The sequence below is a fragment of the Ciceribacter ferrooxidans genome, assembly GCF_004137355.1.
GTDB classification, from domain to species: Bacteria; Pseudomonadota; Alphaproteobacteria; order Rhizobiales; family Rhizobiaceae; genus Allorhizobium; species Allorhizobium ferrooxidans.
This window is the reverse complement of record NZ_SDVB01000004.1, coordinates 1-254: the sequence shown is the minus strand read 5'-3', so window position 1 is coordinate 254 and position 254 is coordinate 1. Positions and strand designations below refer to the sequence as shown.

At 67.3% G+C, this 254-nt stretch carries 1 pseudogene; it reads left to right on the top strand.

What is annotated here, in order from left to right:
* Positions 1 to 53 precede the first annotated feature (53 nt).
* Positions 54 to 254: pseudogene (locus tag EUU22_RS25745) on the top strand (IS1634 family transposase); the annotation flags it as partial.

The following is a 254-nucleotide window of genomic DNA, read 5'->3' as shown; positions in this document are numbered from 1 at the left end:
CATCGTGGTTAGTGCGGTTTCACGCACTAAGCGGTGGGCCGTAGGGTCTCGGGGTGGCATTCATCCGGAAGGTTCGTACGGCCTCGGGCGCTACGGCAGTGCAGATCGCTGAGTACGCCGCGGGCCGGCGGCAGCGGATCGTCAAGCATGTCGGCTCGGCCCACACTCCGGCCGAGCTCGGGGTGTTGCTGGAGCGTGCCCGTGGCCTGCTGGCCGATCCGCATCAGGAGATGCTCGCCCTCGAGGTAGAGGCA